The organism is Duganella sp. AC237 (genome assembly GCF_979254035.1).
In genome coordinates this window covers 3,647,866-3,673,260 of sequence record NZ_CEEDEW010000003.1, presented here as the reverse complement: position 1 = coordinate 3,673,260, position 25,395 = coordinate 3,647,866, and the positions used below count along the sequence as shown (strand labels likewise).

General features: G+C 65.1%; 22 protein-coding genes. 16 read left to right on the top strand and 6 right to left on the bottom strand.

Annotation, left to right across the window (positions count from 1 at the left end; all coding sequences use genetic code 11):
• Positions 1-127 precede the first annotated feature (127 nt).
• On the top strand, positions 128-565 hold the full coding sequence (locus tag AC0IYS_RS16375; RefSeq protein ID WP_471706147.1) for a hypothetical protein: 438 nt from the start codon (positions 128-130) through the stop codon (positions 563-565).
• Between the two features lie 61 nt (positions 566-626).
• Here the strand turns inward: AC0IYS_RS16375 and AC0IYS_RS16370 are convergent, their stop codons facing one another.
• Both AC0IYS_RS16370 and ppk2 read right to left on the bottom strand, forming a co-directional pair.
• Entirely contained in the window at positions 627-1,334 is a 708-nt protein-coding gene (locus AC0IYS_RS16370) for a PEP-CTERM sorting domain-containing protein (protein ID WP_471706146.1), read from the bottom strand.
• Positions 1,335-1,517: 183 nt separating this feature from the next.
• The gene (gene ppk2, locus AC0IYS_RS16365) at positions 1,518-2,363 is read right to left on the bottom strand and encodes a polyphosphate kinase 2 (protein WP_471708894.1); all 846 of its coding nucleotides are present in this window, start codon (positions 2,361-2,363) and stop codon (positions 1,518-1,520) included.
• A gap of 130 nt (positions 2,364-2,493) precedes the next feature.
• On the opposite strand from ppk2, the gene AC0IYS_RS16360 reads away from it, so the two are divergent.
• The gene (locus AC0IYS_RS16360; protein ID WP_471706145.1) at positions 2,494-3,039 is read left to right on the top strand and encodes a hypothetical protein; all 546 of its coding nucleotides are present in this window, start codon (positions 2,494-2,496) and stop codon (positions 3,037-3,039) included.
• An 88-nt stretch (positions 3,040-3,127) separates the two neighbouring features.
• Here the strand turns inward: AC0IYS_RS16360 and AC0IYS_RS16355 are convergent, their stop codons facing one another.
• The gene (locus tag AC0IYS_RS16355) at positions 3,128-4,108 is read right to left on the bottom strand and encodes a 2-dehydropantoate 2-reductase (RefSeq protein ID WP_471706144.1); all 981 of its coding nucleotides are present in this window, start codon (positions 4,106-4,108) and stop codon (positions 3,128-3,130) included.
• A gap of 114 nt (positions 4,109-4,222) precedes the next feature.
• Positions 4,223-5,560 carry an MFS transporter gene (locus tag AC0IYS_RS16350; protein WP_471706143.1) on the bottom strand — a complete coding sequence of 446 codons (1,338 nt, stop codon included), beginning with the start codon at positions 5,558-5,560 and terminating at the stop codon, positions 4,223-4,225.
• 135 nt (positions 5,561-5,695) lie between these two features.
• Here AC0IYS_RS16350 and cyoA point away from each other — a divergent pair, with 135 nt between their 5' ends.
• From cyoA to AC0IYS_RS16295, 11 genes are all read left to right on the top strand, one after another.
• On the top strand, positions 5,696-6,691 hold the full coding sequence (gene cyoA / locus AC0IYS_RS16345) for a ubiquinol oxidase subunit II (protein ID WP_471706142.1): 996 nt from the start codon (positions 5,696-5,698) through the stop codon (positions 6,689-6,691).
• On the top strand, positions 6,688-8,700 hold the full coding sequence (cyoB, locus tag AC0IYS_RS16340; RefSeq protein ID WP_373923576.1) for a cytochrome o ubiquinol oxidase subunit I: 2,013 nt from the start codon (positions 6,688-6,690) through the stop codon (positions 8,698-8,700). Before cyoA ends, cyoB begins: the two co-directional genes overlap by 4 nt.
• Complete coding sequence (gene cyoC / locus AC0IYS_RS16335) at positions 8,693-9,322, top strand: cytochrome o ubiquinol oxidase subunit III (protein ID WP_471706141.1); 630 nt, start codon at positions 8,693-8,695, stop codon at positions 9,320-9,322. Before cyoB ends, cyoC begins: the two co-directional genes overlap by 8 nt.
• Positions 9,319-9,735, top strand: a complete 417-nt coding sequence (gene cyoD, locus AC0IYS_RS16330; RefSeq protein WP_471706140.1) for a cytochrome o ubiquinol oxidase subunit IV — start codon at positions 9,319-9,321, stop codon at positions 9,733-9,735. The genes cyoC and cyoD overlap by 4 nt, the downstream gene beginning before the upstream one ends.
• Positions 9,732-10,517, top strand: a complete 786-nt coding sequence (locus AC0IYS_RS16325) for an SURF1 family protein (protein WP_471706139.1) — start codon at positions 9,732-9,734, stop codon at positions 10,515-10,517. Before cyoD ends, AC0IYS_RS16325 begins: the two co-directional genes overlap by 4 nt.
• An 18-nt stretch (positions 10,518-10,535) precedes the next feature.
• Entirely contained in the window at positions 10,536-11,912 is a 1,377-nt protein-coding gene (locus AC0IYS_RS16320; RefSeq protein ID WP_471706138.1) for an ATP-binding protein, read from the top strand.
• Positions 11,902-12,450, top strand: a complete 549-nt coding sequence (locus tag AC0IYS_RS16315) for a response regulator transcription factor (RefSeq protein WP_471706137.1) — start codon at positions 11,902-11,904, stop codon at positions 12,448-12,450. Before AC0IYS_RS16320 ends, AC0IYS_RS16315 begins: the two co-directional genes overlap by 11 nt.
• Before the next feature lie 176 nt (positions 12,451-12,626).
• Positions 12,627-12,848 carry a TA system antitoxin ParD family protein gene (locus AC0IYS_RS16310; protein ID WP_471706136.1) on the top strand — a complete coding sequence of 74 codons (222 nt, stop codon included), beginning with the start codon at positions 12,627-12,629 and terminating at the stop codon, positions 12,846-12,848.
• Complete coding sequence (locus tag AC0IYS_RS16305) at positions 12,848-13,141, top strand: type II toxin-antitoxin system RelE/ParE family toxin (RefSeq protein ID WP_471706135.1); 294 nt, start codon at positions 12,848-12,850, stop codon at positions 13,139-13,141. The genes AC0IYS_RS16310 and AC0IYS_RS16305 overlap by 1 nt, the downstream gene beginning before the upstream one ends.
• A gap of 50 nt (positions 13,142-13,191) precedes the next feature.
• Positions 13,192-14,340 carry a putative peptide maturation dehydrogenase gene (locus AC0IYS_RS16300; protein ID WP_471706134.1) on the top strand — a complete coding sequence of 383 codons (1,149 nt, stop codon included), beginning with the start codon at positions 13,192-13,194 and terminating at the stop codon, positions 14,338-14,340.
• Positions 14,341-14,439: 99 nt separating this feature from the next.
• Complete coding sequence (locus AC0IYS_RS16295) at positions 14,440-15,501, top strand: WD40/YVTN/BNR-like repeat-containing protein (protein ID WP_471706133.1); 1,062 nt, start codon at positions 14,440-14,442, stop codon at positions 15,499-15,501.
• A gap of 41 nt (positions 15,502-15,542) precedes the next feature.
• On the opposite strand, the gene AC0IYS_RS16290 is transcribed toward AC0IYS_RS16295, so the two are convergent.
• On the bottom strand, positions 15,543-15,797 hold the full coding sequence (locus tag AC0IYS_RS16290) for an NHLP-related RiPP peptide (RefSeq protein WP_471706132.1): 255 nt from the start codon (positions 15,795-15,797) through the stop codon (positions 15,543-15,545).
• Positions 15,798-15,901: 104 nt separating this feature from the next.
• Positions 15,902-20,881 (bottom strand): hybrid sensor histidine kinase/response regulator, encoded by a 4,980-nt coding sequence (locus AC0IYS_RS16285; protein ID WP_471706131.1) that lies wholly within the window; start codon positions 20,879-20,881, stop codon positions 15,902-15,904.
• A gap of 288 nt (positions 20,882-21,169) precedes the next feature.
• Here AC0IYS_RS16285 and AC0IYS_RS16280 point away from each other — a divergent pair, with 288 nt between their 5' ends.
• From AC0IYS_RS16280 to AC0IYS_RS16270, 3 genes are all read left to right on the top strand, one after another.
• Positions 21,170-22,120 (top strand): 2-hydroxyacid dehydrogenase, encoded by a 951-nt coding sequence (locus tag AC0IYS_RS16280; RefSeq protein ID WP_471706130.1) that lies wholly within the window; start codon positions 21,170-21,172, stop codon positions 22,118-22,120.
• A gap of 91 nt (positions 22,121-22,211) precedes the next feature.
• Entirely contained in the window at positions 22,212-23,882 is a 1,671-nt protein-coding gene (locus AC0IYS_RS16275) for a methyl-accepting chemotaxis protein (protein WP_471706129.1), read from the top strand.
• Between the two features lie 107 nt (positions 23,883-23,989).
• Positions 23,990-25,372, top strand: a complete 1,383-nt coding sequence (locus AC0IYS_RS16270) for an MATE family efflux transporter (protein WP_471706128.1) — start codon at positions 23,990-23,992, stop codon at positions 25,370-25,372.
• The last annotated feature ends 23 nt before the right edge of the window (positions 25,373-25,395 follow it).

Below are 25,395 nucleotides of genomic sequence, written 5' to 3'. Positions count from 1 at the left end.
AATGTCGATCTGATCATATCGCTGTCCGTTGGGCTGGGTAAGCTGGACTTCTGCCATATCGGGCGGGAAGTTCTCTTCGTCACTATTGCTCGCGCTTGGTGACCACTCAACCTGGACGGAGGTTACGATGGATGAATTTGTCTACAGTCTGCTGTTGAAGGGTACGCAGGGATTGACCCTGCTCGGCACGTTGCGCTACCGCTTCACGGACCTTGCCGCCGACGCGGACGCCGGTGCCGGCGCCCGCGCCCGCGACATGCAGGCGCTGATGGGCGCCGCGCTCGATCGGCCCACCATCGAGTTGTTCATCCTGCCGGTGGAAGGGACGATTTCGGTGCCGCTGCTGACCGGTATGACGCCGGTGCCGCTCAGCGGCATCGGCTTCGGCAGTCCGGCGGGCCTGTTGACGGTGCTGTTCTTCAGTACCGATGAAACGCGCGGCGTCAGCATGCAAGTTAATCCGATCGACGCCACCCACCTCGGCGGCGGTCTGACGTGGCAGCCAGGACAGCCGGGCACGTTGGTGTTCAGTGTGCTGGGCACGCAGCTCGCATTCCCCATGTGAAGCAGGGCGCGGAGGGGGAAGGGCGCCACGGGAGTGGCGCCCTTGTTGCATCCGGCGATGCTCAGGCGCGGCGTTTGCGCATGGCCGCGCCGATCGCCCCCAGGCCTGCAAGCATCAGCAGGGCCGACTCCGGCTCGGGCACGGCGGAGACCTGGACCCGCTCGATGGAGGTGAGCGTGCCCCAGAAGGAGACGCTGGTTTCGTCGCTGGTGCGGTACCAGCCGCCCCCGATCCGGGAGACCAGGCCCGGGAACAGGGTGTCGATCGAGGCGGGCAGCGCCGTCGAGGTAAGGTAGGCGCCACTGGCATCGTCGAAAGCCAGCCCCGCGCCCCCGGTCAGATCAGGCGCCTGGCCCGGGTAGTAGTTGACGTTACCCAAGGCGAAGGAGTCGAGCGCCGGTGTGTTGGTCACGTCGGCAGAACCGGCATAGGCGCTGGCATAGTTATTCAGACCGGACTGGAAGCTGTATTCCAGGCTGAACGTGGGCAGGGTGCTCAGGCTGTAGTTGCCGTAATCGAAGAACCACGAAGGATTCGACGTGTCGAAGCTGATGCGACCGGTCAGCCGATCGTTCACGGCCATATGGTGTCCCTCCAGATTGGCGCTATCGACATAGCCTCCCTGAAAGTAATGGAGTTCCATCACCCGGTCGACCACGGCGGTGAAGGTGTAGGTCACCGTTTCGGCGCGCGCCGCTCCCGCAGCCAACAATGTCAGCGTTGCCGCAGCCACGCCCGCGGTGATCTTACTTTTCCAAGTCGCCGTCATGTCAGTCTCCGTTATTAAATAATAAATTATTATAATAAGTGAATTGACTAACTGTAAACGCGAGATGTTAAAAATGCGCGCCGCGACTGCAACATCGCTCTGCTCTGATGCCTCCGGGTTCGAGCCCGCCGGGTGGAACAGCACACCTGCCAGATCTGCTGTTCAAACCTGCCCGATCTGCAACTAGTATATCTCCGGCACGATGATTTCCGACGGCACCGGGCGGCGCACATAGTCGTCGTGGTACTCGCGCTCCGGCAGTTGGATCGCCGGATGCTCGACTTCGACGTAGGGCATCTGTCCCAGCAGGTGGTGGATGCAGTTCAGCCGCGCCTTTTTCTTGTCCACGCCTTGCACCACCCACCACGGCGCCTCCGGAATGTGGGTGCGCTCGAGCATGATTTCCTTGGCCTTGGTGTATTCCTCCCAGCGGCGGCGCGATTCCAGGTCCATCGGGCTCAGTTTCCATTGCTTGAGGGGATCATGGATGCGGCCGAGGAAGCGCGCGTTCTGCTCCTCGTCCGAGATCGAGAACCAGTATTTGATCAGCTGGATGCCCGAGCGCGCCAGCATGCGCTCGAACTCCGGCACGGTCTGGAAAAACTCCTCGTATTGCTCGTCGCTGCAGAAACCCATCACGCGCTCTACGCCGGCGCGGTTGTACCAGCTGCGGTCGAACAGCACGATCTCGCCGGCGGCCGGCAGGTGCGAGGCGTAGCGCTGGAAATACCACTGCGTGCGCTCGCGGTTGTTGGGCGCGGGCAGCGCGGCGACCCGGCACACGCGCGGATTGAGCCGCTGCACGATGCGCTTGATGACGCCACCCTTGCCGGCGGCGTCGCGGCCTTCAAACAGGATCACCACCTTGTGGCCGGTGTGGACCACCCAGTCCTGCAGTTTGACCAGCTCCGCCTGCAGGCGGAACAATTCGCGGAAGTAATGGCGGCGGGCGGCCTTGGCGGCCTCGCTGCGTTCCGTTTCGATGACCAGCTTGGTGACCGGATCGATCTCGCGGTCCTCCAGCTCCATCTCCAGTTCCTCGTCGTAGCTGTCGGTGAGCTCGCGGTGCACGCGCTCCAGCAATTCTTGCTCGTTCAATTTCACGCAATGCTCCTCAGTGTGGACCTGGCATAGCTTACGCGCGGAATGTGACCTGCCGATGACGGATCAATATCGCCCCGATGTCGATCCGATCATGGTGCCATCCGCCCGGCTCGGTAAGCTGAAATCCTGGCTCGCTGGCGAGGCAGGCATGTTTGCGGTGACTTTACCTATGGAGGTTGTGATGGATGAGCTGGTCTATAACTTGTTATTGAAGAGTCCGCAGGGTCTGACGCTGCTGGGCACCTTGCGCTATCGCTACACCGACCTGGACGCGCTCAAGGCGGGGGAGCTGTCGGCGCTCATGGAGCAAGCGCAACAGGTGGATACCATCGAGTTGTCGCTGTTTAAGCTGGGTGGGACCTTGTCGGTGCCGCTGCTGACCGGCTTCACGCCGGTGCCTGTCGAGGGGATCTCGTTTGTCAGCCTGCTGGGGCCGACGCTGACCAATCTGCTGAGCAGCACCGACAGCCGGCGCCGCCTCGACATGCAGTTTAATTTCATCGACAATACCCATATCGGCGGCGGCCTGTTGTGGCGCCCGGGCGAGCTGCGCCAGCAAGTGTTCAGCATTCTGGGCACGCGCGTGGCGCTGGGTACTTAACCCGCGCAGCCACGCGGGGTCGGACCCTTGGGGGCCGACCCCTAAGCGCGGCGGTTGGCGTCTGGTTGACGGTTTCGCGGGTTTCGAGTTAGTGCGGATACAGTCCGTGCACCCGGCCGAACAGCCGGGCCAGGCCGAGCAGGGCGTCGATGTGGGGTGTCGGCAGCTGCAGACGCTGGCCGATTTCCCGCACCGCGCCCACCAGCGCATCCAACTCCAGCACGCGGCCGGCGTCGGCGTCCTGCAGCATCGAACTCTTGAAAGCGCCCAGCTTGCGCGTGACCTCGTGGCGCTGTTCCGGCGTTTCGTCGATGTGGCAACCGATGCGGTCGCCGATCAGCGCCGCCTCGCGCATGGCCGCGCGGCAGAACTCGGCCACCAGCGGATCGTCGAGGATGCGGTCGGCGGTGGCGCCGGTGAGGGCCGACACCGGGTTCAAGGTCATGTTGCCCCACAGCTTGTACCAGATGTCGTAGCGGATGTTGTCGGAGACGGTGACGTCGAAGCCGGCGCCGCGCAGCAGCGTGCCGAGCTGGCGGGCGCGCGGCGAGTCGCCGCCGCCCGGTTCGCCGATGATCAGGCCGTTGCCCATTTTGTGGGCCACCAGGCCCGGCTCGGGCGACGAGGTGCTGGCGTGGACCACGCAGCCGAGCACCTGGGCATATGGCAGGGCGGCGGTGACCGTGCCTTCGGGATCGACGCTGGCCAGCGGCTGGTCGCCGATGGCGGGCACGCCCTGGCCGAACCACCACGGCACACCGTTCATGGCCGGCAGGATCACCGTGTCCGGTCCGATCAGCGGGCCGATCTCACGCGCGACGGCCGTCAAGCCCTGGCCTTTGACGGCGACGATGACCACGTCCTGTCGCCCCAGCTGAGAGGCGTCGTCGCTGGCGCGGGCCGGCGCCGTGGTCAGGACATCGCCCTGGCGCAGCCGCCAGCCGTGTTCTTGCAACGAAACGAGTGCTGCGCGGCGCGCCAGCACACTTAAATCACACGCGGCCGCAGCCGCCAGACGGGTGCCGATGAAACCGCCAATGGCCCCGGCGCCGACGATACATACTTTCATGTTGTCTCCTCTGAAAGAAAAGGGGCCGCGATGTGCGGCCCCACCTCCTGAAGCAGGTCTTATTGCATATTATTATTGTCTAACTTGTCGTTCAACGTCTTGATCGGCTACAGATCAGTTGCGGATATCCAGCCTGCGGTTCAGGCTCAGCGCGGCCAGCGACGCCACGGCGCCCGACAGCAGGTACAGGCCCACATACGCCAGGCCGAAGTGCGCCGACACGCCCAGCGCCACCAGCGGCGCGAAACCGGCGCCGACCAGCCAGGCGATATCCGACGTCAAGGCCGCGCCGGTATAGCGGAAGCGCTGTTCGAAGTTGGCGGTAACGGCGCCGGCGGCCTGGCCGTACGACAGGCCCAGCAGCGCAAAGCCCACCAGGATGAAGACGTCCTGGCCGATTTCACCGCCGTCGATGAGCGACGGCACCGCGGCGCTGAATACCGCGATCATGATGGCCAGCGTACCCAGGGTGCGGCGGCGGCCGTAGCGGTCGGCCACCAGGCCCGAAATAATGATGCCGATCGTCATCAATACCACGCCGACCATCTGCACTTGCAGGAAGCCGGACACCGAGCGCGGCGAATACAGGCTGATCCAGGACAGCGGGAACACCGTCACCAGGTGGAACAGCGCGTAGCTGGCCAGCGCGGCGAGGGCGCCGATCAGAACGTTGCGGCCCTGTTTGCTCAGCAGTTCGACCACGCTGACCGGTTCCAGCTGGCGCTCGTCGAGCAGGTGCGAGTATTCATGGGTGGTCACCAGGCGCAGGCGGGCAAACAGCGCGACCACGTTGATGGCGAAGGCCACATAGAACGGGAAACGCCAGCCCCAGTCGAGGAAGTCCAGCGAACTGAGCGTGCCCATCATGTAGGCGAACAGGCCGGCGGCGATGATGAAGCCGATCGGTGCGCCCAGCTGGCCCAGCATGGCGTACCAGCCGCGCTTGTGCTCGGGCGCGTTCAGCGCCAGCAGCGACGGCAGGCCGTCCCACGAGCCGCCTTGGGCGATGCCCTGGCCGATGCGCAGCAGCGACAGGATGACAATCGAGGTGGTGCCCAGCGACGCGTAGTCGGGCAGGAAGGCGATGCCGGCGGTGGACACGCCCATCACCATCAGCGCGAGCATCAGCTTGGTTTCCCGGGTGAACCGGTGTTGCACTGCCATAAACGCCACAGTACCGAGCGGCCGGGCAATAAATGCTAGCGAGAAAATCGCGAAGGCGTATAGTGTTCCGTCAAGGCGGCTCTCGTACGGGAAGAACACGGACGGGAACACCAGCGCCGAGGCGATCGCGTAGACGAAGAAGTCGAAGTATTCGGAGGCGCGGCCGATGACCACGCCGATGGCGATTTCGCCTGGTGAAATATCCCCATCCCGGGCATTGATGTTGCGTGCGCCTTGGCTGGTTTGATGCTCTGGGACGACGCCCGTTAATGTAGTCGTGTTGGCCATGGTCTCGTCTCGTAAGTAAATTAATTTTTATTACGATCATGTCCCTGGGCCACTAGGACAAAGTGTCCAATGGCAAGAACATTCCGTAATAGGTACAGTAGCATGTTATCCATAATCTGTGACGTAAATTACCGCATGATTCCTCCTATCGCACGTCGTGGGCTATTCCTCGCACCGTTGTTGTGGCTTGCTGGCTGCAACACGGTCGTGTTGAACCCGTCCGGAGATATCGCTGCTCAGCAGGGAAACCTTGTCATTGTTTCCACATTGCTGATGCTGTTGATTATCGTACCCGTTATGATTTTGATCTGTCTGTTCGCTTGGCGCTATAGGAAGGCAAATACTTCCGCCAAATACGAACCGAACTGGGATCACTCGACCAAGCTCGAATTGCTGATCTGGGGCGCGCCGCTCCTGATCATCATCGTGCTGGGCGCCATCACGTGGGTCTACACCCACTTGCTGGACCCGTACCGTCCGCTGAGCCGCCTCGACGAGCACCGTCCGATCGCCGCCGGCGTCAAGCCGCTGGAGATCCAGGTGGTGGCGATGGACTGGAAGTGGATGTTCATCTATCCGGAGCAGGGCATCGCCACCGTCAATGAACTGGTGACCCCGATCGACGTGCCGGTGCGCTTCAAGCTGACCTCGTCGACCGTGATGAACGCGTTCTACGTCCCCGCGCTGGCCGGCATGATCTACACCATGCCCGGCATGGAGACCCAGTTGAACGCGGTGATGAACAAGGTGGGCGTGTACGATGGCTTCTCGTCGAACTACAGCGGCGCCGGCTTCTCGCAGATGCGCTTCAAGTACCACGGCGTGAACCAGGGCGACTTCGACGCCTGGGTCGCCAAGACCAAGGCCAACACCGGTGCGCTCACCCGCGCCGAGTTCGTGACCCTGGACAAGCCGACCATCAAGCACCCGATCATGCACTTCGGTAATGTCGACAAGGGTCTGTACGACCTCGTGCTGAACCGTTGCGTCGTTGAAGGTTCGGTCTGCATGAACACCTTGATGCACCAGGACGCCACACGCATCAAGGCGGCGGCCGCAGTCAAAGCGCTGGACAAAGACGTCTGTGAGACCGACGTTGCCGCCACCGCCCAACCTATCCGTAAAGAATGACCATGTCCGAACATACCTTGACACCCAACCACCCGATCCTGGGTCGCCTGTCGTGGGAATCGATCCCGCTGCATGAGCCGATTCTGATCGGCACCTTCGCCATGGTGGCGATCGGAGGCCTGGCCTTCCTCGCCGTCATGTTCAAATTCCGCCTGTGGGGCCCGCTGTGGAAGAACTGGATCACCAGTATCGACCACAAGAAGATCGGTATCATGTACATGATCCTGGGTATCATCATGCTGCTGCGCGGCTTCGCCGACGCGCTGATGATGCGCGCCCAGCAAGCGATGGCCTTCGGCGACAACGCCGGCTTCCTGCCGCCGCATCACTACGACCAGGTCTTCACGGCCCACGGCACGATCATGATTTTCTTCGTGGCAATGCCTCTGGTAACCGGCCTGATGAACTACGTGGTGCCGCTGCAGATCGGCGCGCGCGACGTCTCGTTCCCGTTCCTGAACAACTTCTCGTTCTGGATGACCACCTTCGGCGCCATGCTGACGATGGTGTCGCTGTTCGTCGGCGAATTCGCCAAGACCGGCTGGCTGGCTTTCCCGCCGCTGTCGGGCATCATGGCCAGTCCGGATGTGGGAGTCGACTACTATATCTGGTCATTGCAGATTGCCGGGGTGGGCACGACCCTGTCCGGCGTCAACCTGATCGCCACCATCGTCAAGATGCGCGCGCCGGGCATGGACCTGATGAAGATGCCTGTCTTCACCTGGACCGCGCTGTGCACCAACGCCCTGATCGTCGCGACGTTCCCGATCCTGACCGTCACCCTGGCGATGTTGTCGCTCGACCGCATGGTCGGCACCAACTTCTTCACCAACGACCTCGGCGGCAACCCGATGTTGTACGTCAACCTGATCTGGATCTGGGGCCACCCCGAGGTCTACATTCTGATCCTGCCGGTGTTCGGCGTGTTCTCGGAAATCGTCTCGACCTTCAGCGCCAAGCGCCTGTTCGGCTACACCTCGATGGTGTACGCCACCGTCGTGATCACCATCCTGTCCTACCTGGTATGGCTGCACCACTTCTTCACCATGGGTTCGGGCGCCAGCGTCAACTCGTTCTTCGGCATCACGACGATGATCATCTCGATCCCGACCGGCGCCAAGATCTTCAACTGGCTGTTCACCATGTACAAGGGCCGCATCACCTTCGACGTGCCGATGCTGTGGACCGTGGGCTTCATGCTGACCTTCGTCATCGGCGGCATGACCGGCGTGATGCTGGCGGTGCCACCGGCCGACTTCGTGCTGCATAACTCGCTGTTCCTGATCGCCCACTTCCACAACGTCATCATCGGCGGCGTGGTGTTCGGCCTGTTCGCCGGCATGAACTACTGGTTCCCGAAAGCGTTCGGCTTTAAGCTCGATGAATTCTGGGGCAAGGTCTGCTTCTGGTGCTGGCTGGTCGGCTTCTGGGTCGCCTTCACGCCGCTGTACGTGATGGGCTTCATGGGCGTTACCCGCCGCATGAATCACTTCGAAGATCCGTCGCTGCAAATCTGGTTCGTCATCGCCGCCATCGGCGCGCTGATCATCGCCGGCGGTATCGGCGCCTTCCTGATGCAGATCTATGTGTCCTGGCGCGACCGCGAGAAACTGCGCGACGTCACCGGCGACCCATGGGGCGGCCGTACGCTGGAGTGGGCGACCTCGTCGCCACCGCCGGACTACAACTTCGCGTTCACGCCAGTGGTGCATGACAGCGACAGCTGGGCCGACATGAAGGCGCACAACTACAAGCGTCCGACCAAGGGCTTCGTCGACATCCACATGCCGAAAAACACGGCGGCCGGCTTCATCATCTCGTCGCTGTCGTTCGTGATGGGCTTCGCCCTGGTCTGGCAGATGTGGGCGCTGGCCATCGTCGGCTTCGTCGCCATGATGGTCGCCATCATCAAGCACACCTTTAACTACAAGCGCGATTTCTACATCAAGGCGGAAGAAGTCATCCGTACCGAAGAAGCGCACACTCGTTTGCTGGAAAGCCATGTCTGATATAACCGCTAACGCCGCCCTGAGCGACGACCCAAGCGCGCGCTACTACGTAGCCGACCACCACCCGGAGAACGGCACACTGCTGGGCTTCTGGCTGTACCTGATGAGCGACTGCCTGCTGTTCGCCGGCCTGTTCGCCGCTTACGCCGTGCTCGGCCGCAATTACGCGGGCGGCCCTTCGGGCGCCGAGCTGTTCGAGCTGGGCACCATCGCCCTGAACACCGCGTTCCTGCTACTGTCGTCGATCACCTATGGCTTCGCCATGATCGCCGCCCAGCGCAAGAGCCTCAAGTTCGCCATCATCTGGCTGGGGATCACGGGCCTGTTCGGCCTGGCGTTCCTGTTCCTGGAGATCGAAGAGTTCATGCACCTGATACATATCGGTGCCGGTCCGCAGCGCAGCGCCTTCCTGACCTCGTTCTTCGCGCTGGTCGGCACCCACGGCCTGCACGTGACCTTCGGTACGATCTGGCTGGTCACCTTGATGTTCCAGCTCAAAAAGCACGGCCTGACACCGGAGAACAACCGCCGCATGATGTGCCTGTCGATGTTCTGGCACTTCCTGGACGTGATCTGGATCGGTGTATTTACCTTTGTTTACCTGATGGGAGTTCTGCCATGAGCGCGCCAACCAACCATAGCCACGGCCACGGCCACGGTCACGGTCATGACGACCACGGCCACGGCGCGGAAGGCGCCCACGGCAGCCTGAAGGATTACGCCATCGGCTTCGTGCTGTCGGTCATCCTGACGGCAATCCCGTTCTGGCTGGTGATGGCCAAGGTGTTCGACAAGTCCAGCACCACGGCCGCCGTGGTGCTGGCCTTCGCCGCCGTCCAGGTGGTCGTGCACATGGTCTACTTCCTGCACATGAACGGCAAGAACGAAGGCGGCTGGTCGCTGCTGGCGCTGATGTTCACAGCAGTGTTGCTGCTGATCGTCCTGGCCGGCTCGATCTGGGTCATGTACCACATGAACCTGAACATGATGCCTTCGATGGGTTCGGATGTGCACAGCATGCACGACATGAAATGACGACTGGCGCATCGCGCCAACGTTCCCGCGCCCTGCGCGTCATCCTGGCCCTCGTGGCCGGGATGATGTTCGCAGGGTTTTTTGCTTTGGGAACGTGGCAAATATTCAGGTTGCAATGGAAGCTGGCGTTGATCGAGCGGGTGGAGCAACGCGTGCACGCGGCGCCGACGCCTGCGCCCGGCATTGCCGACTGGCCGAAGCTGACCGCCGAAGAGGACGAATACCGCCGCGTGCGCATCAGCGGTGTGTATTTGCCGGCATCGACCACGTGGACCCTGGCGTCGCTCGAGCGCGGCATCGGCTACTGGGTGCTGACGCCGCTGTGCACGGCGGACGGCGGCATCGTCATGGTCAATCGCGGCTTCGTGCCGGCGGGTACGGGCGGCTGGAGTCCGCGCCCGTCGCCGGCGCCTGCGGCGGCAGATGCCTGCGCGGCGGTCGCTGGCGGGCCGGCGGTCACGGTCACCGGGCTGTTGCGCGTCAGTGAGAAAACCAGCTCGCTGCGCAGCAACGAACCGGAGCGCAATTACTGGTACACGCGCGACCTGCAGGCGATTGCCAAGTCGCGCGGTTTGCCGGCGGTGGCGCCGTACTTCGTCGACGCCGACGCCGCCTCCGCGCGGGTGGAACTGCCCGGCGAAAGCGTGCGCCCGATCGGCGGGCTGACGGTGATCTCCTTTGTCAACAATCACCTTGTTTATGCGCTGACCTGGTTCGGGCTGGCGCTGATGGTGGCGGCGGCCGCATGGTGGATCGCAAGGGACACACGCCGGGGCCGTTGATCACGTAAAATACCGGGGATGGCGACAAAATATCCCAACCCCTTCGACCGCGGTCGTCCCAACGCTCCCGTGGTCGAACCGCTGGCCGCCGTGAAAGCGTCGGCCAACACCATCACGCACGCGGCCGGCCACAAGAACATGCAGCAGCTGATCCAGCTGCGCTGGATCGCCGTGATCGGCCAGATCACCACCATCGCCGCCGCCTCGCAGCTGCTCGACGTGCAACTGCCGATGCCGGCCATGCTCAACGTGCTGGCCTGCCTGATCGCCTTCAACATCGCCAGCACCTTGCGCTGGCAGGAAAACCAGTTCGTTTCGAACAACGAGCTGCTGCTCGCGCTGACGGTGGATGTCGCCAGCCTGACCGCCCAGCTGTACCTGAGCGGCGGCGCCACCAACCCCTTTGTATTCCTCTACCTGCTGCACGTGATCCTGGGCGCGGTCCTGCTGGAGGCTTGGTCGACCTGGACCATCGTTGCCGTCACCGGTGCCTGCATCGCCTGGCTGGCGCTGTTCTCCGAACCGTTGCGCGTGCCGCAGGACCACGAGCGCGGCATCCTCAGCCTGTACGTGCAGGGGATGCTGGTGTGCTTCATCCTCGACGCCGCGTTGCTGGTGATCTTCATCAGCCGCATCACCCGCAATATGCGCACGACCGCCGCCAAGCTGGCCGCCTTGCACCAGCGCGCGGCCGAGGAAGAGCACATCATCCGCATGGGCCTGCTGGCCTCGGGCGCCGCGCACGAGTTGGGCACGCCGCTGGCCACCCTGGCCGTGATCCTGGGCGACTGGAAACACATGCCCGAGTTCAAGGGCAATCCGGTGCTGCTGGAGGAAATCGCCGAGATGCAGACGCAGCTCAAGCGCTGCAAATCCATCGTTAGCGGCATCCTGCTGTCGGCCGGCGAGACGCGCGGCGAATCGTCGGCCGCGACCACCATCAACACCTTCCTCGACGAGGTGGTCGCCGAGTGGCGCATCGGCCGTCCGGTGGTGGCGTTCGAGTTCGAAAACCGCATCGTACCGGACCTGCCGGTGGTGTCCGATTCAACGCTGAAGCAAATGATCTGCAATGTGCTCGATAATGCGCTGGAGGCGTCGCCGCAGTGGCTGCGCATGGAGGCCTCGCGCGAGGACGACGCGCTGGTGCTGCAGGTAACCGACGCCGGTCCCGGCTTCGCCGAGGCGATGCTGGCACAATTCGGCAAACCCTACAATTCCAGTAAAGGACGGCCGGGCGGAGGGCTCGGGCTGTTCCTGGTGGTGAACGTGGCGCGCACCTTGGGCGGTGCCGTCACCGCCAGCAACCTGGAGCAGGGTGGGGCGATGGTGCGGTTGACGCTGCCATTGTCGGCCATTGAAATCAAATCGGAACAAGTTAACCATGAGTACTGAAGAAACTGAAGAACGTTTGCTGCTGCTGGTCGAAGACGACGCCGCTTTCGCCCGCACCTTGAGCCGCTCGTTTGAACGGCGCGGCTACAAGGTGTTGCTGGCCGAGAACGTCGACGAGACCAGCGCGGTGCTGGTGGACCACTCGCCCGGCTACGCCGTGGTGGATCTGAAACTGAAGGGCAACTCGTCCGGCCTGGCCTGCGTGCAGATGCTGCACCAGCACGATCCGGAGATGCTGATCGTGGTGCTGACGGGTTTCGCCAGCATCAACACGGCGGTCGAGGCGATCAAGCTGGGCGCCTGCCAGTACCTGGCCAAGCCATCCAACACCGACGATATCGAGGCGGCGTTCGAGCACGTCGCCGGCTCGGCCGAGCTGGAGCTGACCAACCGGTCGACATCGATCAAAACGCTGGAGTGGGAGCATATCCACACGGTGCTGGCCGAGACCGACTTCAACATCTCGGAGGCGGCGCGCCGGCTCGGCATGCACCGTCGTACCCTGGCGCGCAAGCTGGAAAAGCAGCGGGTGAAATAATGACACAAGCTTCGTTTCCCGGCTTCGAGCCTGAACCGGAACTGACGGACCGGATATTTTTCGCGGTGATGCCGGATGAAGCTTGGCGCGCTGGCGGCTGGCTAGCTAGAGGCATTGGTTGCAAAAGGTTGTCTTTGGTGGCAGACTTGAATCAACCAACTTGTAAAGGTGCCTAGATGGCCATCGCTTTGAAATTATCAGCCGAGCTGGTTGAAATGGCTAAGCCACATGCGGCTGCGGAACACCGTTCGGTACCGAAGCAGATCGAATATTGGGCACGGCTGGGTAAGGCGGTGGACGACAATCCAACCTTGCCGCTGCAGTTCATCAAGGATACCTTGCTCGCAGCACAGGAGGCTAAAGCCGGGATGCTTACGCCATACAAATTCGGCGATTGATGATGCTTGAGGTCCTTGTCACTCCAACCTTTGCAAAAGCCCTCAAAAAGCTGCATCCCAAGCAAAAGATGGTTGTAGACAAGGCCGTAAAGGCTATTGCTACCGATCCTACAATCGGTGAAGAAAAAAAAGGCGACTTGGCCGCAATCTTTGTGCATAAATTCAAGCTTAACAAGCAAGAGGTTTTGCTGGCATATCAGCTTCGTCCCAATAGAATTGCCCCTGTCTCTGTTCTGTTGCTAAGTATCGGATCGCACGAGAATTTTTATACGGAATTGAAACGACAGAATTAACGAAAGTCCTGGAGCCCTGGCGCTGGCTGCTTGTTAAGAGGTAAACCACCATGCTGATCAGACGCTGCGCCGTGCTGTTTGTCGAGCCCCGCGAGGATCTCGATATCGATTGGTCTTCGCTGTTCGCCGGCGAGAGCGCGCTGGGGGCGACCGTTCGCTGGCTCGCGCTGGCGCCGCATCTCGGCGCCGAGGTGGAGATCGGCACTGACGAGATGCTGGCCCTGGGCTGTATCAGCCTGACCTTGTGGCAGGAGCGCGCCGCCTGCGAGCAGAAGTCGTCGGCCGACGTCATCGCGCTTTTGCTTGGACACGGGCTGTTGCTCAGCGATGCGCCCGAAGGCGCGGCCATGCGCGAGCGCGACGAGGTGCTGCGCTCGCAGCATTGGCGACCTTTGTCGGCCGCCGCGCATATGTTCAGCCGCTGGGGCGATATGCGGGTCGACAAGGGCATGCAGTTTCCCAGCTTTGAGGAGCTGGTAGAATCGTATGGCACGCCGCCGGGACCGGCCATCGAACGCGGCCCCGCCATTGACGCGCTGATGCTGCCGATTCCCGAGCGGGCCGGTTTGGACGAGACGCTGTTCAAACGCTACACCGGCCGTAACTTCGATCCCGTCGCCACGCTGCCGCTGGCCACCGCCTCGCGGCTGCTGCAACGCGCCTTCGGGTCGCAGGGGGAGCGTGAGATGGCGCCGGATGCCTTCGTGCTGAAGAAGCTCAGTCCCTCCGCCGGCGGCCTGCATCCGACCGAGGCGTATGTGCTGGCGCAGCGTGTGGAAGGCGTGGCGCCCGGGCTGTATCACTACCACCCGGTGCGGCATGCGCTGGAGCCGCTGGTGGCGATGGACACCAGGCAGACGGCGGAGCTGGCGATGCGCATGGTGGCCGATCAGGACTGGTTTGTCGATGCGCCGATGATGGTGGTGCTGGCGGCGCGCGTGGAGCGCAATTTTTGGAAGTACCGCAATCACGCCAAGGCTTATCGGGCGCTGTTGCTGGACGCGGGGCATCTGTCGCAGACGTTTTATTTGCTGGCGACCGAGGCGGGGATGCCGGCCTTTGTGACCGCTGCCGTCAACGAGGTCGATATCGAGCGGGCCTTGGGGCTCGATCCGTTGAAGGATATGGTGGTGGCGGTTTGCGGGTGCGGCGCGGCGTCGGGCGCGCAGGATACGGTGGAGATGCGCTACGAGCCGTGATTCGCAGCGTGGTTGCGGACGGTGCATGCATGGCGGATTACGCTTCGCTAATCCGCCCTACGTGGTTATGATGTCGGTTCACTTAGACATCCTCCGCCCATGAAAACTCTTTTTTTGCTGCCGATTGTTTTTTTCGCCGGGTGCGCGTTTGCCGATGCGCCGTCAGTCACCTGGACCAAGCAGGCCAGCGGTGTCGCCGGCCGGTTGCGCGGCGTGAGCGCCGTCGATGACAACGTGGCCTGGGCCAGCGGCGCGGGCAATGCCGTGCTGCGTACCGCCGATGGCGGCGCCACCTGGCGCAGCCTGACACCGCCGGTCGATGCCAAGGCCACGCCGCTCGACTTCCGCGATATCGACGCCGTCGACGCCCACACCGCCTACCTGTTGAGCATTGGGCCTTCCAGCGCTTCGCGCATCTTCAAGACCACCGACGCCGGCGTCACCTGGACGCAGCAGTACGTCAATCCCGATGAAAAAGGCTTCCTCGACGCGATGACGTTTTGGGATGCCGACAACGGCCTGGTGATCGGCGATTCGATCGATGGCCGTTTTCAGATTCTGCGCACCACCGACGGCGGCGCGACATGGAACAAGATTCCCGCCGCCGCGCTGCCGCCGGCGTTGCCGAACGAGGGATCGTTCTCGGCCAGCGGTTCCAATATCGCCATGGTCGGCCGCGACCACGCCTGGATCGCCACCGGCAGCCGGGTGCTGCATACCGGCGATCGCGGCAAGACCTGGAGCGTGGTGCAGGCGCCGCTCGATAGCAGCGCGTCGGCGGGCATCTTCTCCATCACCTTCCGCGACGCGCTGCATGGCGTGATCGTCGGCGGCGACTACAAGCGGGAGGGCGCGGCCGTCAACAACGTCGCCTTCACCGGCGATGGCGGCAAGAGCTGGTCGCTGGTGCGCGAAAAGGGATTGTCCGGTTACCGCTCGGCGGTGAAATATGTGCCCGGCGGTGGGAACGGTGGCGAAAACGCGCTGGTGGCGGTGGGGCCGTCAGGCGCGGATGTGTCGCGGGACGATGGCAAGACGTGGACGCCGTTGGTCTATCCGGCAGCGGTGGCCGGTTTCGACGCGATCAGCTTTGCCGCCGGCCGCAAGACGGCTTGGGCCAGCGGCGATAAGGGAGCACTCGCGCGGGTGAAGTTCGACTGAGGTGCGTCGACCCAGGTGTTTCGACTGCGCGCGGCCGGTGTTCAGCGCTGGCCGGACAGGAAGAATGGAATCGCACCGGCGGCGTTTTCAAGTTTGCCTTTGATCGCGTGGCGATTGGCGGCAATGACCTCCCTGGACGGCAGGCTGCGCATGGCCGGAATTTGGGCGGCGTCGATGCGGATGCCCAGGCCACCGAGCGCGAGCTGCGGGTCGCTCAGGAAGCGCTGGCGGAAGCTGTCGTCGCCGGACAGTTTGGACAGCAGCAGGTCGAGATCTTGCGGGGAATGCGAGGCCATGTCATCACCTTTCATGTGAGGGGGCGGGTTGACGCGTATCAATACGCAAGTCCATGCTAGGACAAAGCATGACCGACCTCAAGAGGTTTCAACATAGCAACATGCTAGTGGGTTTGCCCGGTGTTTTCCCTGGCTGCCGGCGGGCCCGAAGATTGTTTGGCGATCTCGTCGCGCGCGCTGTGCATGACGATCTCGAACGCCTGCTCGAAATCGCTCAATAACTGCGGTAATGCCGACTCGTGCTCTCTGAGACGTTGCTCCAGGGCCGTGGCGGCCTCAAACAGATCGGGCGCGGAAATGTTTCCGGCCGCGCCACGGATCTTGTGCACAAGTTCGGCCGCCCGCGCCAGGTCGCCGGCGTCGATTGCATCATGAATGTGTTGCAAAGTGGCGCCGAAATCCTGCGCGAACAGGCCCAGAAGCCGCGTCAGCAGCGCGCTGTGGCCGCCCAGGCGCTCCAGCGCGGCCTGCATGTCGATGCCCGGACGCGCGTTGGACTGCGCCGCCGGCGCCAGGCCCTGCGCGCGCGGCGCCGGCGTCGTCTCCTGCTCGTCCACGGGCGCGCGCGCGGCGTCGTGCCGCACCCAGGTGGCCAGCACCGCGTAGAGCGTGTCGGGATCGATAGGCTTGGTGACGTAATCGTTCATGTCCATGTCCAGGCATCGCTCGCGGTAGCCGGCCACCGCGTGCGCCGTCATGGCGATGATCGGCAGCGCGGCGTGGCGCTCGTCGGCGCGGATCAGCGCCGTGGCCTGGTAGCCGTCCATGTCGGGCATCTGGATGTCCATCAACACCGCATCGTAGCGGCGCGCCTGGACCATGCGCGCCGCCTCGTCGCCACTGGCGGCCAGATCGACCCGGACGCCGGCGCGCTGCAAAATTTCACTCGCCACCTGCTGGTTGATGCTGTTGTCGTCGACCACCAGCACATGCGCGCCGCGTACGCGTTGGACCGCGAACGAGGGCGTCGCGGGCGCCTTGACGGCGGCTTGTCCGGCGTCCAGCCCGAGCGCCGTCAGGATCGCGCTGCGCAGCAGGTAAGGATTGGCCGGTTTGTCGATGAAAGGCATGCGGCGGGTTTGCGCGGCGGCGTCGGTATCGTGTTCGCGCGCGTAGGCGGTGACCATGAGGATCGCCGGAACGCGCGCCAGTTCCGGGTCGGCGCCGATGCGGTGCAGCGTTTCGATGCCGTCCAGGTCCGGCATGTCGGCGTCGATCAGCAGGATGTCGTAGGGTTCCAGCTGCAGGGCGGCCACCGCCGCCGCGCCCGAGGCCACGGCGCGCGTCCGCAGCCCGAGGCCGCCCAGCTGGATCTTGAGCATGTGGCGCGCCGCTTCGCAGTCGTCGACCACCAGCACGCGCTTGCCCAGCACCTGCGCCGGCAGCGGCAGCAGGCGCGGGGTCTGGTCGGCGGCCGGGTGCAGCTGCACCGTGAAACTGAAGCTGCTGCCGACGCCAGGTTCGCTGTCGACCGCGATCACGCCGCCCATCTTGCGCACCAGTTGCTGCGAGATCGCCAGTCCCAGTCCGGTGCCGCCATAGAGCCGCGTGGTGCTGGCGTCGGCCTGGGCGAAGGCCTGGAACAGGCGCGCCTGCTGTTCGCCGCTGATGCCAAGGCCGCTGTCCTCGACCGTGAAGCGCAGCGCGTACGCGCCCGGGGCGACGTCGGCGGCGGCGATGTTCGGGTCCAGTTCCACCCGCAGCTCGATGTGGCCGCGCGCGGTGAATTTGAGCGCGTTGCCGACCAGGTTGACCAGGATCTGGCTCAGGCGCAGCGGATCGCCCAGCAGGTTGGCCGGCACGTCCGGGGCCGACCAGATCACCAGTTCCAGCCCCCGTTCGGCGGCGCGCCAGGAGAACAGGTCGGCCAGCTGGTTGAGCGTGTCGGGCAGGTCGAAGGGCAGGGCCTCCAGTTCCAGCTTGCCCGATTCGATCTTGGAGAAGTCCAGCACGTCGTTGATGATCTCGAGCAGGCTTTGTCCGGCACGGCCGATCTTGCGGAAGTAGTCCAGCGGTTGCGGTGGCAGGTCGAGGTGGGTGCCCAGGCCGGCAAAGCCGAGGATGGCGTTCATCGGCGTGCGGATCTCGTGGCTGATGTTGGCCAGGAATTCGCTCTTGGCGCGGGTGGCCGCCTCCGCGTTGGCGCGCGCCTGCTCGATCATGCGCAGCGCCCGCGCCTTCTGGTAGGCCGACACGAATGGTTCCTTCAGCGCCTTGAGCAGATCGAGATCGCTCGCCTCGAACCTGGTCTGGTACTGGTAGTTCTCGAAAATCAGATAGCCCTCGACCTGGCCGTCGATCACCACGCGCACCGCCAGCATCGCGCAGACGTCGCCCGGCAGCGAATTGGGATGGTGGATTTCGAAGATGTCCGGCGCGATCATGGATTCCGGCGGGGCGTAGCGCAGCTCCGCCCGGCGCAGGTCGATGCTGTAGATGTCGGCGGCGGCGTCGATGCGGCCCCAGGCCGCGCGCAACGTCAGTGTCTCCGTGCCGGCTTCGCGCACCAGCGCAAGTGCCGAATCGATGCCCTTGATGACAGTCGATTCCTGCAGGATGGTCTGCAACAGCGCGTCGAAGTCCAGCTGCTCGTTGATCGATTTGACGATGGCGTTGAGTTTTTCCAGATGCCGGGTGCGCGAGTAGACCAGCGCCTGCAGCGCCTCGCCCTTGTTGTGCAGCTGCCGGACGCGCCAGCGCACCAGCGCCCACGCCAGCAGGCCGGCGGCCAGCAGGTAGCCGGTCCTGGCCCACCAGGTCTGGTGCCAGGCCGGCAGCACCACCACCCGCAGCGACAGCTCGTCGACATTCCACAAGCCCTCGCGGTTGCTGCCGCGCAGGCGCAGGCGGTAGGCGCCCGGCGGCAGCCTGTTGTAGCTGGCCACGCGGCGGCTGGCGTCGGCCTCGGTCCAGCGGCGGTCGAAGCCTTCCAGCAGGTAGGCGTAGCGGTTGCGCTGCGGCGCGGAGTAGTCCAGCGCCGCCAGTTCGACCTCGAAGCTCTGGGTGTCCGGCGTCAAGGTGAGGGTCGGCCCCTCGGGCGCGCTGAGCTGCTCCGGCGTCAGCGCGCGCTGGTCGACCCGCACGGCGCTGATCACCAGCGGCGGACGGTAGCCCCAGTCGTTCAGGCGCCCGCTGTACACCACCGCCATGCCGGAGGTGGCGCCGAACAGCAGCTCGCGCTCGTTGGTGACGGTGCTGGCGCCGATGAAGAAGGTGCGGAACGCCAGGCCGTCGGCGCGGGCCAGCGCGCGCGCCTTGAGCGTGGTGGCGTCGACCACGGCGATGCTGTCGGAGGTGGCGGCCCAGATGCGGCCGGCGGGGTCCGACTGCAACGCCATGATGGTACCGGTCGACAGCCCCTCGGCGACGCCGACGCGCTGAAACACCGGCGTGCCCCTGGCGTCGCGGCCCGTCATCACGCAGATGCCGCCGCCGTAGGTGCCCACCCACAGCCTGCCGCGGCCGTCGATCACCAGGGAACTGATGACGGCCTCCGAGAGCGCTGTGGGCAGGGCCGGCGCGGCGTGGATCTGCTCTATATTGCCGCTCCCCGGATCGAGTCGATTGAGGCCGTTGCGGGTGGCGATCCACAGCGCGCCGTCGCCGTCGGGGACCACCGCGTGGATACGGTTGTCGGTCAAGCCGCCGGCTTCCGGCGCGCCCTGGGCGTAGCGCTTGACAGTGCCGGCGGCGACATCGTAGCGCAGCAGCCCGTCGAAAGTGCCCAGCCAGAGCTGGCCGTCGCGTTTGAGGATGGTGCCGATGCGCGGATATCGATTCTCCTGCGGCAGCGCGACACGCCTGACGGCGCGGCCGCCGTCCCGGGTGCGGTACAAACCGAGCTGGGTGCCGATCCAGGCTTCGCCCGGCTCGGCCTCGGCCAGCGCCAGCACAACGCGGTTGGGCAGCGCCGTTTCCGGCTGGTGCGGGTCGGGCCGCAGCGCCGCGCGCCGCGCGCCGTCGGTGGCCACGATGTCGATGCCCTGGTCGGCCAGCGCGATCCATACCTCGCGGCGGCTGTCGGTCATCAGCGCGGTGACCGCCGCCTCCAGCTTGCCCTCGCCGCCGAACACCGAGTCGATGCTCTCGCTGTGCGGATCGTGGATGTCGACGCCGCGCTCCGTGCTGACCCAGAGCATGCCGCTGCGGTCGCGCAGCAATGCGGCGGTGCGGTCGTTACTGAGGCTGAGCGGAACGGCCGGCTGGTGCAGTATGCGGTTGGCGCGGCCGGTGGCGGCGTGGTACTCGACGATGCCGCCGCCATAGGTGCCGGCCCACCAGTTGCCCGGCGTGCTCTCCGCGACCGACAGCACCATGTTCGATTCCATGTCCTTGACGCCTTTGAGCGCAAGCAGACGGCCGCGGTCGGCTAGCGGATCGACCGTGCCGACGCCGCTTTTGAGGGTGCCGAAGGCGATCTCCCCCCGGCTGTTTTCACCCAGGGCCATGACGGTGTCGCTCCAGCCACCCTGGCCGGCGGCGCCGACCGGGATAGCGGTGATGGCGCCGCCGGGTTTCATCCGCGCCAGCCCGGTGCCGGTGCCGATCCACAGGTTGCCGGCGCGGTCCACCAGCAGCGCGCGGACCTGGTTGTCCGGCAGGCCGGGCGCCGTTTCGCGGGTATGGCTGGTCACCGTGCCGGCGATGGCGTCATAGAATTTAAGGCCGGCGGGTGTGCCGATCCAGAGATTGCCCTTGGCGTCGCTGGCGATCGCGCTGACCAGGCCCTGGCCCAACTCCTCGTTGAAGCGGACGAAATGCTCCTTGCGATTGTCGTACATCGCCAGGCCGGCGGTGGCGGTGCCGACCCACAGGCGCCCGCGCGCGTCGACGTGCAGCGTTTGAATGAAATCGCCGGGAAGGCTGGTCGGGTCGCCGGCGTTGTGGTGGAAGCTGCGCACGCGGTAACCGTCCCAGCGCGCCAGGCCGCTCTGCGTGCCGATCCAGATATAGCCGTCGCCATCCTGCGCCAGCGCCATGCCGACCGGATGCGGCAAGCCTTGTTCGAGGCCGAGATGTTCGAACAGCGGGGTGGCCAGTTTGTCCCAGCGCTCGGCGCCGGCTCTGGCGGGGCCGGACAGCATGGCGCCGGCCAGAAGGCATACGCATGCCGCCGGCGCGAAGGCGACACGGGACAGCGGGACGACACGGCATAGCCGAACCAGCCGAACAAGTCGAACAAGCCGGAAAAGGGCGGCGATACAGGCATGCAGTGATAGGGCGTGGACGTTCAAATCAGGGCACTCTCCCGGCAAGTGATTATCAGCATACGGAATAGCAGGCCGAAAGTCCATGCTTGCGGCGCGAATTCGCGCCCGCTTGTACAATCGCCGTGAGCACGCCGTGAGCATCACTTTACAAGGAACCCCCGCATGAAACCTCAACTCCTGGTGCTGGCCGCCAGCCCGTCGGCCGCCGTCATGGAACAACTGGACGCCCACTTCGAATGCCACCACGCCTGGCGCCAGCCGCGCGAGCTGCAGCCGGAATATATCCGCAGCGTGGCCGCCGGCGTGCGCGGCCTGCTGACCACCGGCACCATCGGCGTCGGCCCGGCGCTGCTGGACCAGCTGCCGGCGCTGGAAATCGTCGCCGTCAACGGCATCGGCACCGACGCCGTGGCGCTGGAGGCGACGCGCGCGCGCGGCATTGCCGTCACCAACACGCCCGGCGTGCTGACCGACGACGTGGCCGATCTGGCGCTGACGTTGTTGCTGGCGGCGGCGCGGCGCCTGCCCGCGCTGGACCGCTACGTGCGCAGCGGCGCCTGGGAGGCGGGGCAGCCGCTGGCGCCCACGCGCGCCCTGCGCGGCAAGGTCTGCGGCGTGTTCGGTTTCGGCCGCATCGGCCAGGCGGTGGCGGCGCGGGCCGAGGCGTTCGGCATGCGCGCGCTGTATTTCCAGCCGCGCGCGATCGCCGGCGTGGCGCAGGAGCGCAGCGCCTCCCTGCTGGAGCTGGCGCGGGCCAGCGACTATCTTGTGGTGTGTGCGCCGGGCGGCGTGGCGACGCGGCATGCGGTGGACGCGCAGGTGCTGGCGGCGCTGGGGCCGGAGGGAACCCTGGTCAATATCGCGCGCGGTTCGCTGGTCGACCAGCAGGCGTTGATCGCGGCGCTGCGCGATGGCGCGCTGGGGATGGCGGCGCTCGACGTGTTCGACGACGAGCCACGCGTTCCGGCCGCGCTGCGCGAGCTCGATAACGTGGTGCTGGCGCCGCACGTGGGCAGCCTGACGGTGGAGACCCGCCACGCGATGGGGCAGCTGGTGGTGGATAATCTGGTTGCCCACTTCGAGGGACGCGCACTCCTCACGCCCGTCGCATAAAATTGCCTCACGGTAATTGTGGCGTCATATTCGTCGCGTATAGTGATTAATGTCGGTGTTATAACATTAATTACTCGGAAGAACTGTCGCGATGAAACTCCCTCAATTGAAAACCGGCGCGCGCGTGCTGGCGTCGTTCGCCATGCTGCTGTTGGCGATGGCCTGCATGTCCGCCGTGTCGCTGTGGCGCCTGCAGTCCGCCAACGACACCGCGTCCAATCTGGTCGATGAAAAGCTGGCCAAGCAGCAGTTGACATCCGAGCTGCTCGGCGTGGCCGAGCTCAATGGCCTGCGGGCGATCTCCATCGCCCGCAGCGACAGCCTCGAAGTGGGCGACATCTTCCAAGCGCAACTGGTCGCCGGCGAGAAGGTGGCGACGGGCATGGATCGCCAACTGGCCGCGATGCCGGCCGACGGCGTGGAGCGTGATCTGCTGCTGGCCGTCGGCGCCAGGCGCGCCGCGTATCTGGCCTTGCGCGCCGACTTGTTCAAATTGAAGGACAGCGGACGGATACAGGAAGTGAGCGACTTGCTCGACACCCGCCTGGCCGGCGCCTTTGGCGCCTATACCGGCGCGCTGCAAAAACTGCTGGCGTATCAAACGCAGGAGGCCAGGACGATGGCCGCGCTGTCGGCCAGCCAGTATCGAAGCAGCCGCGCGCTGCTGATCGGGCTAGGACTGGCGACCCTGGCGCTGGGCGCGGTGCTGGCGCTGATGCTGACCCGCAGTATCGTGCGTCCGCTGACACGCGCGGTGGCGCTGGCCGAACAGGTGGCGGCCGGCCAACTGCACGTGTTCATCGAGCATGGACGCGGCGACGAGATCGGCCAGCTGTTCGACGCGCTGAGCCACATGACGGGCCGCTTGGCCGACACCGTCGGCCGGGTGCGCGACGGTGCGGTGGCGATCGATTCGGCCTCGCGCGAAATCGCCAACGGCAATATGGATCTGTCGCGCCGCACCGAGCATCAGGCCGGGGCGCTGCAGGAGACCGCGTCGGCGATGGTGCAACTGACGTCGGCGGTGCGCGAAAACAGCGGCAACGCGCGCCAGGCCAACGCGCTGGCCTTGTCGGCGTCGGAGGTCGCGGAAAAGGGCGGCAAGGTGGTGTCGGAGGTGGTGCGGACGATGGCCTCGATCAACGACTACGCGCACAAGATCGTCGACATCACCGGCGTGATCGACAGCATCGCCTTCCAGACCAATATCCTGGCCTTGAACGCCGCCGTCGAAGCGGCGCGCGCGGGTGAGCAGGGTCGCGGCTTCGCGGTGGTCGCTTCCGAAGTGCGCAATCTGGCGCAGCGTTCGGCGGCGGCGGCCAAGCAGATCAAACAACTGATCAACGACTCGGCCGACCAAATCGCCAGCGGCAGCGCGCTTGCCGAAGACGCCGGCGCGACGATGGACGACATCGTGCTGAGCGTGCGCAAGGTCACCGCCATCATGGCCTCGATCAGCAGCGCCAGCGCCGAGCAGGAGCACGGCATCGGCCAGGTGACGACCGCCATCGGCGAGATGGACGGCGTCACGCAGCAGAACGCCGCGCTGGTCGAGGAGGCGGCAGCGGCGGCGGCGGCGATGCAAGCGCAGGCGAAGGAGCTGGCGCAACTGGTCGGCTCCTTCAAGATCGACGCCGCCGCGCCAAAGTCACCAATGCCAACGAAATCCAGCGTCCATCGGATCCACGTAGGGCGGATTAGCGGGACAAGCCCGCCAATCCGCCTTGGGCCCAACGAACGAGCGTCACTCCTTCAGGAGTGACTTGAGCGCAGCGTAATCCGCCATGCATGCGTCGCGGCGGCCCATGCACCGACCGATATTGCTGTAAACTAACGGAGCTCAGCACTACTAACTATCCCGAACTCCCCATGTCCGCTCTCAAATCCCCCTCCGGCACCCCGCCCATGTTCAATCTGGCGTGGCCGCTGCTGGTCGAACTGGGATTGGCGATAGGCGCCGGCGTGGTCGGCACCGCGCTGGCCTCGCGCATCTCGGACGCCGCCGGCGGCGCCTTCGCGATCGCCAGCCAGGTCTCGGCCACCTTGTTCATCCTGTTTCGCATCATCGGCGCCGGCGTCAGCGTGGTCGTCACGCAAAACCTCGGCGGCGGCCAGCGTGACGCCGCCGACAAGGTCGCGCGCGCGGTGGTCGGCGCCAGCACCTGGCTCGGCGCGGTCGCCGCGCTGGCCGCGCTGGCCGGCGCCAACGGGCTGCTGCATCTGCTCAACGCGCCACCCGAGGTATTCCCGCTGGCCGCGCCGCTGTTGATGGCGCTAGCGCCGTCGCTGCTGTTCGACGCCTGGAACGCCTCGATGGCCAGCGTGATGCGCGCCCATTTGCGCACCCGCGACACGCTGCTGGTGCTGATCGCCATGCACGTCAGCCACCTGGCGCTGGCCATCCCGCTGATGTACGGCTGGGGGCCGCTGCCCGCCATGGGCCTGCCCGGCTTCGCGGTGGCGCTGGCGGTCAGCCGCGCCATCGGCCTGGCCCTGCATCTGTGGCTGTGGCGCATTCATCTCGGCGTCACCCTGGTGCGCAGCGACTGGTGGCGCCTGCCGCGCCGCGAATTGGCGGCGGTGCTGCATATCGGCCTGCCCGGTGCGGCCGAGAACATCGCCTACCGCCTGGCCTTCATGTTCAGCGTGGCGACGGCGGCGCAACTGGGCGCCACCTCGCTGGCGACCCAGGCCTACGTGCTGCAGTTGATGGGCGGGGTGATGATGTTCAGTATCGCCACCGGCCTGGCGGTGGAAATCGTGGTCGGTTACCTGATCGGCGCGGGCGACCTGCGCGAGGCGCACGCCGTGGTGCGGCGCGCGCTGAAGATCGGCCTGGTGGCGTGCGTGGTGATCGCCGCCGCCGCCGCGCTGGGCGGCCGCTGGCTGCTAGGCTGGTTCACGCAGGACCAGCAGATCGTCGACGCCGGCATCACGCTACTGTGGATCACGGTGCTGCTGGAGCCGGGCCGCACCTTCAACCTGGTGGTGATCAACGCGCTGCGCGCGGCCGGCGACGCCCGTTTTCCGGTGATGGCGGGCGCCTTGTCGATGTTGCTGGTACTGGCCGGCGGCAGCTGGGTGCTGGGCGTGGTGCTGGGCTGGGGCCTGGTCGGCGTGTGGATCGCCTATGTCGCCGACGAATGGATACGCGGCTTGATCATGTGGCACCGCTGGCAAACCCACGCCTGGGTGCCGCACGCGCGGGCGTCGCGCAAGCGGCTGCGGCCGGCGATCGTGGTCGAGGGATGAAAAAACGCCCGGCGCGCGTTTTG

Excerpts from the sequence above, each read along its gene's own strand:
- AC0IYS_RS16375 (WP_471706147.1), top strand. The coding sequence starts at position 128 with ATGGATGAATTTGTCTACAGTCTGCTGTTGAAGGGTACGCAGGGATTG.
- AC0IYS_RS16370 (WP_471706146.1), bottom strand. The coding sequence starts at position 1,334 with ATGACGGCGACTTGGAAAAGTAAGATCACCGCGGGCGTGGCTGCGGCA.
- ppk2 (WP_471708894.1), bottom strand. The coding sequence starts at position 2,363 with ATGGAGCTGGAGGACCGCGAGATCGATCCGGTCACCAAGCTGGTCATC.
- AC0IYS_RS16360 (WP_471706145.1), top strand. The coding sequence starts at position 2,494 with ATGACGGATCAATATCGCCCCGATGTCGATCCGATCATGGTGCCATCC.
- AC0IYS_RS16355 (WP_471706144.1), bottom strand. The coding sequence starts at position 4,108 with ATGAAAGTATGTATCGTCGGCGCCGGGGCCATTGGCGGTTTCATCGGC.
- AC0IYS_RS16350 (WP_471706143.1), bottom strand. The coding sequence starts at position 5,560 with ATGGCCAACACGACTACATTAACGGGCGTCGTCCCAGAGCATCAAACC.
- cyoA (WP_471706142.1), top strand. The coding sequence starts at position 5,696 with ATGATTCCTCCTATCGCACGTCGTGGGCTATTCCTCGCACCGTTGTTG.
- cyoB (WP_373923576.1), top strand. The coding sequence starts at position 6,688 with ATGACCATGTCCGAACATACCTTGACACCCAACCACCCGATCCTGGGT.
- cyoC (WP_471706141.1), top strand. The coding sequence starts at position 8,693 with ATGTCTGATATAACCGCTAACGCCGCCCTGAGCGACGACCCAAGCGCG.
- cyoD (WP_471706140.1), top strand. The coding sequence starts at position 9,319 with ATGAGCGCGCCAACCAACCATAGCCACGGCCACGGCCACGGTCACGGT.
- AC0IYS_RS16325 (WP_471706139.1), top strand. The coding sequence starts at position 9,732 with ATGACGACTGGCGCATCGCGCCAACGTTCCCGCGCCCTGCGCGTCATC.
- AC0IYS_RS16320 (WP_471706138.1), top strand. The coding sequence starts at position 10,536 with ATGGCGACAAAATATCCCAACCCCTTCGACCGCGGTCGTCCCAACGCT.
- AC0IYS_RS16315 (WP_471706137.1), top strand. The coding sequence starts at position 11,902 with ATGAGTACTGAAGAAACTGAAGAACGTTTGCTGCTGCTGGTCGAAGAC.
- AC0IYS_RS16310 (WP_471706136.1), top strand. The coding sequence starts at position 12,627 with ATGGCCATCGCTTTGAAATTATCAGCCGAGCTGGTTGAAATGGCTAAG.
- AC0IYS_RS16305 (WP_471706135.1), top strand. The coding sequence starts at position 12,848 with ATGATGCTTGAGGTCCTTGTCACTCCAACCTTTGCAAAAGCCCTCAAA.
- AC0IYS_RS16300 (WP_471706134.1), top strand. The coding sequence starts at position 13,192 with ATGCTGATCAGACGCTGCGCCGTGCTGTTTGTCGAGCCCCGCGAGGAT.
- AC0IYS_RS16295 (WP_471706133.1), top strand. The coding sequence starts at position 14,440 with ATGAAAACTCTTTTTTTGCTGCCGATTGTTTTTTTCGCCGGGTGCGCG.
- AC0IYS_RS16290 (WP_471706132.1), bottom strand. The coding sequence starts at position 15,797 with ATGGCCTCGCATTCCCCGCAAGATCTCGACCTGCTGCTGTCCAAACTG.
- AC0IYS_RS16285 (WP_471706131.1), bottom strand. The coding sequence starts at position 20,881 with ATGCTGTCCGGCCCCGCCAGAGCCGGCGCCGAGCGCTGGGACAAACTG.
- AC0IYS_RS16280 (WP_471706130.1), top strand. The coding sequence starts at position 21,170 with ATGAAACCTCAACTCCTGGTGCTGGCCGCCAGCCCGTCGGCCGCCGTC.
- AC0IYS_RS16275 (WP_471706129.1), top strand. The coding sequence starts at position 22,212 with ATGAAACTCCCTCAATTGAAAACCGGCGCGCGCGTGCTGGCGTCGTTC.
- AC0IYS_RS16270 (WP_471706128.1), top strand. The coding sequence starts at position 23,990 with ATGTCCGCTCTCAAATCCCCCTCCGGCACCCCGCCCATGTTCAATCTG.